The organism is Algoriphagus lutimaris (assembly GCF_017051705.1).
Taxonomy (GTDB): Bacteria; Bacteroidota; Bacteroidia; order Cytophagales; family Cyclobacteriaceae; genus Algoriphagus; species Algoriphagus lutimaris.
Genome location: NZ_JAFIDJ010000002.1, coordinates 682,014 through 694,122, shown reverse-complemented (window position 1 = coordinate 694,122; position 12,109 = coordinate 682,014). Strand labels below are relative to the sequence as shown.

The following is a 12,109-nucleotide window of genomic DNA, read 5'->3' as shown; positions in this document are numbered from 1 at the left end:
TTTTCCATTGAATAAGTTACCGTGAAAACTGCGTTTGGTTGTTTGCCCTCTTTTGGGAAGCGTTCAATTTCAGTTCAAACCTGCAAATTTTTATTAGTAAAGTCTAAAGGTTAAAGTTTCAGTTCGATTTGGTCAATGATTGAAATTCTTTACTTTTAGCCTTGGCATGAAGCGTAACTTATTTCTTTTCGGACTTGCATTCTATGTTTGTAGCAATTTCTGCTATGGGCAGTATTCTATTTCAGGATATCTAGATTCCCCCACCAAGAACAAGAGGGTTTATTTAAGTCTGTTGAGATTTAACGAACAAAATACAATTGCTACAAGTCAAGTGCTAATGTCTACTTTGACGGATAGCTTAGGATATTTTTCTTTTGAAGGTAAATTACTTTCTGATAAGTATGCACTATACCGTATTCATGCTAGAGTTGATGAGAGTGGGCCCACATTACAAATGTTAGATGATGGGGTGTACAAGAACTTTCAGAACTTTGTATTTTCTAACAAGGATACCATCGTTTTTCGAAAAAATAGCAGATCCTGGTTTTCTAGTTATACCACTACAAATCCTGTTGATATTGAATTACAAGAATTCAATAGCTACACCCTTCAATTAAACAGAGAACTCTCTTCCGTAACCGACCCAAAACTACAAAATCAATCGTCTACTCAGATGATATCAGAATTGAAGTCCTATGCCGATAGAAATGATGTTCATCCATTAGTGACTTTAGTTTTGCTTGCGAATGTTCAAGATCATTTTCTCAAGGATGATCTTGAAAGTGATCCTGAGTTTTATAAAAAGCTTCAAGACAGCCTGAATGTCTATTACAATAATACTGCCTATGCAAACCAATTGGACGAATTAATTATTGATCTTTCTAAAACTGAAACACAAAAAGAATTGGAATTCTATAGACTAGTGGCCTATATCCTAGGAGCTGTTAGTTTTATTTTAAGTATGGGTGTGGTCTTATTGTTTGTGAAATTAAAGCAAAAAAAGAACGTAGGGTTACCACAGGAGAATATCAATTTAACTAATCAAGAAGAACGTATTTCCGAACTTATCATTCAGGATAAAAGCAATAAAGAAATTGCAGACGAACTCTTCATTTCCTTAAGTACTGTAAAGACCCACATCCGAAATATTTACGCAAAGTTAGAGGTGGCCAATAGACAAGAATTTGTAGATAAGCTTAAAAATCATTCTAGGGATTAGGCTCCATTTATCGAAACAGTCTTTCGCCCTCTTTTGGATAAGGATATAATCTTAATCTAACTTTATTTTCTCTTTCCAACTTTCTTTCAATCAATTCGAGGAATAATCGTTACAACTTAAGGTTGAATGGGTTGTGGTGGATGGTTTAGCCTGCTGGTTTTCAGGGGTTTTGGGATGGATTCCAGCTTCTGCCTTAAAGTTAGCAACCGGTAAAAAGTTGTAAGGAGATGCTCAGGATTTCCAATTGAAACTGACGTGAAATTATTTTTACTCGCTGTTGAGCATTCGCTATTTTTTAATCTCGGAAATTATTTCCTTAGCTAGTTCAATAGTTTGAATATAGAAATCAGATAATATTAATGTTTGGTATCTCCTGTGATTCACCATTATTTCAAATCTCTTATCTTCTATTACATTTTTTAATTTTCCGTCAATATTTTCTATAGGCCTTGGGTCATTTTTATACACATCAGCTTGCCTGTGCCAAGGATTTGTTTTGTTGTAAATCCAATAAAAATTTTCTTTCACATAGGGCTCATACATTGTTTTAATTTCTGAATTGGCATTTATTTCTCTACTTTTTAATTGTTCGATATGCCTGTAATAATTGAATATTTTGACTTGTAAATCTTCATCTACAAATGACATACTATTCGAATTTAATAGTGCCGTTAACCCGCTATCATTAACTTCAATATTTCGTTCGAACATCAGATAGATAATATACATCTGAATATTTCTATCAATTGGTTTTAGTGTCTTGAATTGGTCTAAAAAGATATTTGAATAGTCAACAGTGGTTTGCGTTTCAGCCAGTAGTTTTTCTGCTTGTACTATATCATCTTTTAGGTTTAGGCGAATTGTTTCTAAATGTTTATTCGCTTGATTTATATTATTTTCTTTTTCATTCCAGTTATTAATTCCTAATGCAATCAATATCCCGATCACCACTAGGGTTATTTCTCCCAAAGCATATTTCAAATATTTTCCCATTTTGTTTTTCTCTATCAGGTCTTGGCGTATTTTTCTAAAGAAATTTATCATTGCTTATTGGTTGGTCGAAAGGAACCACAAATTTTAGTGGTGGTATAAAGGTGTTTATCCGGTTTTTTTGACTGGCTAAATGGGTTAAGTCTTTGGGACTTAGGAATGTTGTCTAAAAGGAATATAATCCCTTTTTTCGAGTTTCCCGGCTTTTAACTTAAAAGGTTTGAGACGATATTCAACGCTTCTTCAAATCCATGATATCACCAATTCTAAATTTTCTCGGCCTCCAAAATTGGGATATGTAAATAGTGAGCCTTTTTTTGACCGGTATAACGGATTTGCTATTGCTGATTTTCTCCTGTGAAATGGTTTATACTATAGGAATTGCAAATTCCAAAAAATAGAAAAGCGTAGATGTACCCGATAACTATGGTGGTCTACGCTTTGAGGGGATCAAAAGAATTTATCCAAATATTTTTATCATTGATCAATGCTGGTTTTGTTTGATGAGAGAGCACTTAATTTTGTCTTGTTTCGTCCTCTTTAGGCCGTATCCCAAAAATCAGTAAATAACCGATCATCCAAAATTCTCCAATAGTTGCGGGTAGGATAAGAAATCTATTGAACCCAAAATCAATTCCTGTGTATCGGATAACGGTGGTAATTAGATAGCCAATTCCCCCTAAAATAATAACTCTCCCTAACCAGACAGGCATTCTTTTAGATTTGATTACTATGTATCCCATAGGAAAAAGCCAAAGCCCAAAGAAAAGACCTCCAATTCCCCAAGCATTTGAAATTACAGTTTGAAAGCCCTGAATTAGTACAACTTTGTCTTTCATGGCACTGATGTCAGAATTTGCAATACCTATTGCGGAAGCGATTGAAATTGCACTGATCATAATGACTAGAGCATTCACCATTCCCCATATTCCTAGAGTCCAAGCTTCCCACTCAAAGTTTTCTTTGAATAATTTGAAAAACCAAACTGCGGTAAGTGCCTGAGATATGACAATAGCAAACTCTAAGAGTAACCTAATTCTGGCAGTAGATTCTAATTCTATTAAATTCGTTAGTGTTTGTTCGGGATTACCCGGCACAAATAGTTGAGAATGAAAGACCATAAATCCTAAAATTCCTGAAATGGCCATCATTAAATACCACAGGCCAGTTGTTCTTGCGGTTTTAATCAATTGCTTTTGTTCGTTAATTACACTCATAGATTATTCGCCTTGTTTTTAAATTTTATGATTATCATGACTTTTCGGTATCCAATAATGCTATACCGCTTTTGGCCAATTCCATGCTTGATAAATTATCATCGCAAAAACAAAAACTTCTATCAGATTGAACAAGATGTAAAATATGTGCCATTCACTACCTAGTGTGGAGACAATAATCAAAATAGACATGCTTGCATATAAGGCCGCAATACAGATATTCAACCATTTATTAATTTGGGGTTTCAGAAAAACGGACAAAAAAACCATCAGTGAAGGAACAATTAAAATCATTGAGAAAACAACCAAAATCCCAGGAGATGTTGGTCCCATTGGGGTTTGAAGATCAATCATTTTCTCCAACTTTTTTGGAGTCATCAGCTGAAAAAAGTCAGCATATATATACAAAAACATCAATGAGGTCCAGAGAGCTGCTAGCTTAATTTTGATGTTAACATTATAATCAGTCAGTGATCTGGAGGAGGTTTTTTTTACATTCATATTTGTTTGCTTTTAGTAATTCCTACTAAAATTTGACGATGGTACTGGATAAGTAGGGTTTTAACATAGAGGTTCACATAAAATTAAGCTTTGTCGGCTTAGTGTTTTAAATATATCAAAAGCATCCGATCTAAACGCCCTTTGCAAATAAACTAAGTGAGCCGATTGAGCTTAGTGTCCGTTATCAGCTGGCATTGATCAATCTCTCTTGATATGCTTCAAGTTTATTCCAAACATCAAAAAGTTCAGTAAATACCCCTTGGCTCGGATTATCAATGCTCATGTTGATCAAAAGTATCCTACCAATTCCTGTCTCAGAATTGAAGAACATAAATGAAACAACTCCAGGATCGCCTCCTGAATGGCCAATGGTGTTTTTAGGAGCAAGTCCCATGAAAATACCTTTATCCAATCGCGTGTTAATCACAGGAATTACATCCTCTCCAAGATTCCAATAAAGGTCTTCTGCTATGTCTTTCGCAAACAAAGTTTCAAAACTTTCTGAGGTTAAAAGAGATCCTTCTCCGTCGTATCCTTTGATCAGTTCCACTAATAATTTACTTAAATCGGCCGCCGAAGTCAGCAAGCCTCCATCTGGGTAGTTGATTAAATGATAATCTGCATACACAGTGTCAGTTGTTGCATAATTTTTAGAGATTCGATTTTCTTCTAGGTCATCTCGTTTCCATCCGGAAGACTCCATTTTTAATGGTTTAAGGATATTTTTTGTGGAAAATTCGGCAAAAGATTGTTCTGAAGCTATCTCAATGATCAGCGCAGCAAGACCTGCGCCAGTGTTGGAGTATTGGTATTTCTCACCTGGTTTTACTTCTAAGAAGGCTGTTTTTGAATAAGCATTGGCCCCTTTTCTTAGCATGCTTTCTATGTAGTTAGCAAGTGAGATTGTGTCTTTTGGATCGTTAAAGAAGTATGGAACTTCAATTGGGTAAATATCTGTGGTATTGGGTTCAGCAATCATTACATAGCAGGTTCTCTCAAAATACTCTGTATCAATAATTGTGGATGTATGATTTGCTAGTTGACGAATAGTGATGGTTTCGGTCGGAAAGTGCGGATTTTCAACTGTAAAAGGTAAATGATCATTAATTGGATCATCGAGTGATAACAAGCCTAGTTCTTGAGCTTTCATCAATGATAAACCGACTAGGGATTTAGATATTGATCCAATATTTATTATAGTGTTTTCTGTGAAATCTATTTCAGGATTCTTGTTAGCATATCCGAATCCATTTTGGTACATAGAACCTGATTTGTTTACTATTGAAACCGAAAAGCCATTTATGAAACCCTGTTCGTAGATTCTCTGTAGCTCGGTTGTTAGCGAGTCACGCACATTAGATAAGTCTTGATTCTTAGTTGATCCTGAAGGAGCTTGACAAGAGCAGAAAGCCAGTAATATAATGATTGTTAAAGGTGTGATCCTGTTCATTGGGTGATCGGTTCTATTGAAGCCTTTCTGATAACGCTCTCACTAAACGGAAGTGGGGTCCTACCGATGTAAAATATAGAAGAGAGAACACACACCGAAAATGGAACATAAGGCGCTAACCTAGCCATGGCGCTTAGTTGATGATGTGCACTGGCTTTCTTATTTTTAGTTCGATTTAATATTATAACTCGATGAATTTAAATAAGCAAGTCTCTTTTGTAGACAATTGGAAGTTTACTTTTTTGATAGCTATGCTGCTTTCCACGTTTATTGTTTTTATCATGGTTTTTCTACAACCATTCGATACTTTTCAGAATGATATTTCATATAAAACTTTCAAACTTGTCGGCTATGGACTTACAGTATTTTTCCCTATTCTAATTCTTCATTTTATTGAAAGGCTCGTTTATTATCCTTCCAGGGATTGGAGACTGGTCTATGAAGTGATTTATATTTCCATAACCGTCATATTTATTTCGGCACTAAGTTATGTATATCAAACTACTGTATTTTCAGATAATCAATTATCTATTTCATATTTCTTCCAATACTTTTTAAACTATTGCATTCCTTTTTTCCCGATAGTGATTCCTCTATTAGCTTATTTGAGGTTTAGATTCGGTCATATCTACGTCAAAAATCAAAGTGAGGCTCAGAATTTAATAGTGAAAATTTCTGGAGAGGGTAAGGAAGAAGAATTTATAATAAGCTTCAATCAATTTATTTATGCAGAGGCGCAACAAAACTACGTCAGCTTAACTTACCTTGATAATGATGAAAATTTAACTCAAAGAGTTTTCCGTTCTACTTTTGGCCAATTAGCAGAACAGTTAAGGCATGCTTATCAGGTTCATAGATCCTATCTAGTAAACCCCTATTTTTTTGATAAGTTAGAGGGAAACTCCAGAAAGAGAGCATTAAGATTGAAAGGCATTGAAAAAGAAATTCCTGTTAGTAGAAAGTACCATGATGCTATTAAAAGTTACCTTCAAAGTAAGCCCTAAAAATGTAAAATTCGTCCCATCCTATACGATTTCATCACATTAATAAGTTATTCGTCACTAAGATTTTCAGTTGTTAAACTTGACCATGTTCTTTGCTCAAAAAAAGAAAGATGGGACGAATATTCAAATTCTTAGGTATAGGATTATTGACTTTATTAAGTCTACTAATAATCATGTTTAGTTTGTTTAAAGCAAGGGAACATTTAAAGGGAAATAATTTTGTGTCATATCTTGATAGAAATATTGAATCTTCACCAAATCCGGAAGGTCTGAGTTTTGAGATAATGACCGAAGATATCCAAAAATCAAAATTAATTCTGGTTGGTGAAATTCATGGTTTCCAGGACGCTACCAAATTTGATCCTGTATTTTTTTCCTTTTTGAGAAAGAAATTTAATATCAAGCATTTTTTGGTTGAAATGGATTTCGCCCAGGCTCATTATTTGAATGTTTATAATAGAACCGGCAATGAACAATTACTAGAAGAAGTTTTAAGTAAATGGGTAGTGCGAATAGGGCGGGAGAGTGTAGATTATAAAAATAAATTTAAAAAACTTAGGCAAATTTATCTAAGTGACGGAGAATTCACCTATTTCGGAAATAACAATATATCAGATATTCATTTAGTGAAACGATTCTCTAATGAGGTTTTAAATCAGACTTTTAGTCTGGAATCGAAGGAAAATGATTCTATTCAGTTGATTGAGACACAGGAGAAATTTATAAAATCACAAGTACCTACCAATCTTAATTGGCTGGCAGATTATGTTTTAAAAAATATTGAATATTCCATTACTGAGAAAAACAGGGAAGAAATCTTAACAGAAAATCTTATAGCCCTTTACGATAGATATAATTTGAGCAATGAAAAGGTGTATGGGTCATATGGTTTAGGACATACCGTGTTGGCACCATTTGAAAGTGGTTACAAATCAATGGCTGCAAGATTTGCAGAAATAAAGCCAGATTTAAAGGATGAGATTCTATCAACAAATTTTGTATTCTTGGATAGTAAAATGTCCTTTCATAGCAATGCTTTACCAGGTTTTATGCAGGACGAAGGCGAGTATACTAACCTCAGCGTTTCTTATGATAATATTTTTATGTCTTATCTATTTGGTATCGACGATTTAAGAAGAATAACAGATGAGAAAAGTTTTAATCTTATAAAATTAAATGGAATAGATTCACCGTATAATCATTCTAAAAGATTATCTAGTATGTTTAAAATCCTTCCATTTGGGCAGGTAGTCAATGCAGGAGAAAATAATGTTACTTCAGATTATTACGATTACCTGATTTTAGTAAGGAACAGTGAGGGGTTAAGATTTTAGCTTTAAGATGATGGAGCACCACGTTGGGTTTAAATGCATTTTATAAAGTGTTATCACCTATTTTAATCCTTTTGTCCAAAGTGGTGCTCCATCTTCCCATTTATTATGGGTAAGTCTGATTTTTTTACCTGAGCTGATATGAATGGCAAAGATTTCTCCATACATCTGAGGCCCAAAAATCACTGGTTGTACCAGTGGTTCTTCGTCATTAATACCTCCTTCTTCTGAAGCGTAAATGAGCCAATCACCATCAGGAGAAAAATGTGGATGTGCATCCTGACCACCATCAAATGTCATTCTCTTTGCATCGCTCCAAGTTCCATCAACATTTAAAACAGTAAGGAAGATATCCATTGTTTTCACTTTTCCTTCTATGTCAGTTCCTAGTCGATCTGAGCAGAAAGCGATCTTATCCCCTTGAGGAGAGATAATTGGGAAATTGTCTCTGTGTTCATCTGAGGTGATGTTTTTAACCATTTCTCCTTCTTGTAAGTAAATGTCGAAAAAACCACTTCTACCACTTCTAAAAACGATTTTTGATTTATCAGAGGTTATGTCGCCAAAGCCATCATTGAAATCAGATGATGTAAGCCTGGTAGTTTTTGATGAGTTTAGGTTTAGAGTGAAGACATCTCCCTGATTTAATGGTCCTCCTCTGAAATTACCCACAGAATATACGAGTTCGTCTCCTGACGGATTAAATTTAGTATCAATAACCATCCCATTTAAAGGATTATAATTTGATGGCTTGACAAAAGAATAAATTGGGTCTACTTCATTCGTTTTATAATTCACCTCATAGAATTGAATTGGGATCCGGATCAGCAGAGGGAGTATAGCAATCAGAAAAAGTGTGCTCACAAAATTTAAGATTAAAATAGTTCTTAATTGTTCGGATAGCATTTGTGTTCTCTTATAATGAACAAAACCAATGCAGATGGCCAAGAATACAGCTACTAATCCAAGATACACTCGCATCGTATTGATTGGTGCAAGTTGATCGATAAAGAAATAATACAATTCGAATACCAGTAAAGCGATAATTAAAACCGAAATGATATTGAAAAGAAGGAATGAACGGGTTTTTGCTTTAGCTACTTTAAGGTTTCGATTGCCTAACCCAATAAAGAGGATTAATAAAACTACGATAGTTAGTAGGCTATAAGCCCACGGAGTAAGTGCATCTTCCACTCCTCTTATATCGGTGTTATCAAAAATTAGTGTGCTATTATTAGGATTTGGAGGAGCGGCAAATGCTCTCCTAACAGCATACATATCGACTACTTTTTGGTTCAAATCTTTAGAAAATGGGGATCCTTTAACTAACAAATCACCCTCAAATCCACCTAAATTATAAGCCGTTTCCATAGGAGGCTCTCCTCCGTAAAAAGTCATCATCCCATTTTGTTGGAGTTTTGCCCCTAAGAAATTTGAGGTAGATTTAAATAACGAATCCACTTCCATCGAAATGAGATTTAAACTCATTAGCCGAAATGCTCTTCCTTGGAATGTAGTAAAGACTAAAGTCGAATCATTTTTAACTGAAGGTGAAATGGCATTGATGCCCTCAGGTGAAATGGCTTCCTGATTCATGCCATCGAGATCCATCGAATAGATTCGGTACGAATTTCTCGGACCGCTATAGAAAAATATCTGCTTTCCGTCATTTGAATAGCAAGGGCTTCCATCCCAATGATCGTTTTTCGTTAGTCTTTTTAGATTCTCCCCATCGATATCCATACTATAGATATCGGCAGTTCGGCTCATAGCAAACACAAAAGAAGGATGCGATTTAATGGAATGGTTGCGGTCACTTGAAAATGCGATTTGCAATCCATCAGGTGAAAATGACGGCCTGAAATCACCGCCTTTGTCATGAGTAAGATTTATTGCAGCATCAAGATTTAATGTATCGCTAGGCTGGAAGGGAAGCCGGTAAATATCCGATTGTCCTTCATGTGTTGAAGTAAATACAATCCAATTATTGTCGGGAGATATTGCGGCCTGATCCTGCATGGAGGATTCATGGTTGATAAATAGACGAGCTTCACCTTTTTCTTCTAGAGATTTGATGAAAATTTTAGGATTGCCAAATCGCTCAGAGGTAAAGACAATCCATTTTCCATCCGGGCTGATTACTGGGTTATATTCCAAAGCTTCGTTGGTAGTCACCTGATTAATTTCCTCTGTTTGGCCGTTAGCAATCCAAATATCCCAACCCTGTGGTCTATACGAAGAAAAGAAAACGCGTTCATTTCCAGTTTGACTAAAAGCTAGTGGACTTGTAAGTATAATTATTAGTAAAAAAATATTGAGTTTCTTCATAGTATGTATTGGTGATAACACTTGTATAAACCCAAGTTCGACTAGTCTATTGCGAAGCAACCCACCTTTTCCACAGGGGTATTAGATGTAAAATAAGAATTTCAGATAGGACTTCCTTGGGGATATTGGATAGTTTTGGATTTATTTTTTCTCCCAATAAAGAAGAAAACCAGATCGTTTTGAGGGGGCTTTGAAAAATTCAAATAACTATGGTTTTTAAAATTGCCATGTACTTGAAATAGTGCTGTGTTGTTTTCTTTTTTTTTAGGTTTTCAGGTTTGGGGGGATTGATTAGAAACACTACCGCTCGAATACCCAAAGAAACCGCTAATGCCTATATCCATTGTTAGCTAAGTAGTTTGTTTATACCTTCATATAATTCTAAATACATACCGGTACCCGACGTTTGTATCTGCTTCAAATCATTTGATTTATTTCTTTCATAAAAAGGGAAGGCGACTTGCTTGATTCAAATAATGGGGTAGCAACGGATCGGGTGTTATTTTCTTTGCCCTTTCGTGTAAAATGTATATTCATTTCAAACAATGTAGGGTAAAAACAGTATGTAGGTTGATAAATGCCACTTGAATTTGATTGAAATAAAGCGATCAACCTGAGTTACCCCTAAAAACATGAGAAAATTACCACTGTTATTAATTCTGACATTTTTTTCCTTAAATCCTCCTGCAATTAGTCAAACGTTAATTGATAATAACAGCCTACCCAATAAACTCAGGGTATTTATTGATGGTTGTGATCGGTGGGATGGAGGCTGTGATATGGATTTTATCAGAACTGAAATTACAGCGGTTGACTTTTACAGGGATAATCAATCGGCTGATGTTTTTCTGTTGATAAACAATAACAGGTCTGGTGGGGGTGGAAGACAGTATCAACTTTTGTTTATAGGTCAACAAAACATCCATGCGGGAAGAAGCGACACTCTCTATGTAAATACCAAACAGACCGACACCGACTTTGAAGTACGGGAAAGACTTACCCGGTTTATCAAATTAGGTTTAGCTCCCTATGTTGCGAAAACCAATGCTGGAGAGGAGGTTGAAATCAATATGAAGACTGTCTCTGGCAGTCAGGAAGATACCGTGCAGGAAAGCATTGATCCTTGGAATTATTGGGTTTTTAATGTGGGTAGTGATGCAAACATTGAATTAGAAGAATTGAGCAAGGAAATCAATTTTGGTGGAGACATCAATATTAATCGTATCACGGATAAATGGAAAATTTCCTTATCTGGGAGAATAGATGAAAGGTTGAGAAGAACGATTCAAAAAGTACCAAGAGTTGATGATGATGGAAATCCGGTTCTTGATGAAACTGGTAATCCGATCATCGATGAAGTGGAGAATAATTTTGATGTATCAGAATTTGGATTTAGTCACCAGTTGGTGAAGTCTATTTCACCCCAATGGTCTTATGGGTATGATATTGCAGGTCGTCAGAACACCCGCTTTAATTATCAGTTTCAGACCAGCTTTAGACCAGCTATAGAGTACAATTTCTTTCCGGAATCAGTGCAGAATTCCAGATTTCTAAGAGTGAACTACGGGGTAGAAGTCAGGAATAATAAATATGTAGAAGAAACGATTTCCGGTGTTCTTAAAGAAACCAGGGTCCTCCATAGTTTGAGAGCCAGCCTAGGGTTAAATCAACGTTGGGGTAGTCTGGAAGTGGGATACCGAATTAGAAATTACCTAGATGATTTTAGCTCTTGGTCCACAGGCTTGAATATTAGTGCACAAGTCCGTGTCACTGGGAATTTTTCTTTTTTTATGAGGGTAGAAGGGAACTACGTAAAGGACCAGATTTACCTGGCATCGGGAGATTACACCGAACAGGATATTTTGAGTGGGAGGGTAACCCTACCATCAGCATATAACATCGATACCAGATTTGGGTTTAATTATCGCTTTGGTTCTAATCTCAATAACTTCGTGAATCGAAGATTTTTTGGAAGGGCCAATTTTGTTGGGAATGATTAATGATTCATTCTGAGAATTAAAGGACTAAACGAAATTGAATGCTTGACGAAATGATGATTGCAAAATAGG

Annotated in this window: 9 protein-coding genes; 4 read left to right on the top strand and 5 right to left on the bottom strand. The window is 35.4% G+C overall.

The window, feature by feature from the left end; all coding sequences use genetic code 11:
* Window positions 1–166: 166 nt before the first annotated feature.
* Window positions 167–1,219 carry a response regulator transcription factor gene (locus JYB62_RS20060; protein ID WP_317194674.1) on the top strand — a complete coding sequence of 351 codons (1,053 nt, stop codon included), beginning with the start codon at window positions 167–169 and terminating at the stop codon, window positions 1,217–1,219.
* Window positions 1,220–1,507: 288 nt separating this feature from the next.
* Here the strand turns inward: JYB62_RS20060 and JYB62_RS13650 are convergent, their stop codons facing one another.
* The 4 genes from JYB62_RS13650 to JYB62_RS13635 form a co-directional block, all read right to left on the bottom strand.
* Window positions 1,508–2,263: a DUF6090 family protein gene (locus JYB62_RS13650; RefSeq protein ID WP_205645981.1), complete on the bottom strand. Its 756-nt coding sequence runs from the start codon at window positions 2,261–2,263 to the stop codon at window positions 1,508–1,510.
* 461 nt (window positions 2,264–2,724) lie between these two features.
* A complete protein-coding gene (locus JYB62_RS13645) occupies window positions 2,725–3,426 on the bottom strand; it encodes a DUF4386 domain-containing protein (protein ID WP_205645980.1) in 702 nt (233 codons plus the stop codon).
* Window positions 3,427–3,486: 60 nt separating this feature from the next.
* Complete coding sequence (locus tag JYB62_RS13640; protein ID WP_205645979.1) at window positions 3,487–3,927, bottom strand: DUF6326 family protein; 441 nt, start codon at window positions 3,925–3,927, stop codon at window positions 3,487–3,489.
* Window positions 3,928–4,111: 184 nt separating this feature from the next.
* The gene (locus JYB62_RS13635; protein WP_205645978.1) at window positions 4,112–5,377 is read right to left on the bottom strand and encodes a serine hydrolase domain-containing protein; all 1,266 of its coding nucleotides are present in this window, start codon (window positions 5,375–5,377) and stop codon (window positions 4,112–4,114) included.
* Window positions 5,378–5,568: 191 nt separating this feature from the next.
* On the opposite strand from JYB62_RS13635, the gene JYB62_RS13630 reads away from it, so the two are divergent.
* Together JYB62_RS13630 and JYB62_RS13625 are read left to right on the top strand one after the other, a co-directional pair.
* Complete coding sequence (locus JYB62_RS13630; protein WP_205645977.1) at window positions 5,569–6,381, top strand: LytTR family DNA-binding domain-containing protein; 813 nt, start codon at window positions 5,569–5,571, stop codon at window positions 6,379–6,381.
* A gap of 173 nt (window positions 6,382–6,554) precedes the next feature.
* A complete protein-coding gene (locus tag JYB62_RS13625; RefSeq protein WP_205645976.1) occupies window positions 6,555–7,715 on the top strand; it encodes a hypothetical protein in 1,161 nt (386 codons plus the stop codon).
* Between the two features lie 57 nt (window positions 7,716–7,772).
* Here the strand turns inward: JYB62_RS13625 and JYB62_RS13620 are convergent, their stop codons facing one another.
* Complete coding sequence (locus JYB62_RS13620) at window positions 7,773–10,040, bottom strand: PD40 domain-containing protein (protein ID WP_205645975.1); 2,268 nt, start codon at window positions 10,038–10,040, stop codon at window positions 7,773–7,775.
* 632 nt (window positions 10,041–10,672) lie between these two features.
* On the opposite strand from JYB62_RS13620, the gene JYB62_RS13615 reads away from it, so the two are divergent.
* Window positions 10,673–12,040 carry a hypothetical protein gene (locus JYB62_RS13615; RefSeq protein WP_205645974.1) on the top strand — a complete coding sequence of 456 codons (1,368 nt, stop codon included), beginning with the start codon at window positions 10,673–10,675 and terminating at the stop codon, window positions 12,038–12,040.
* Window positions 12,041–12,109: the final 69 nt, after the last annotated feature.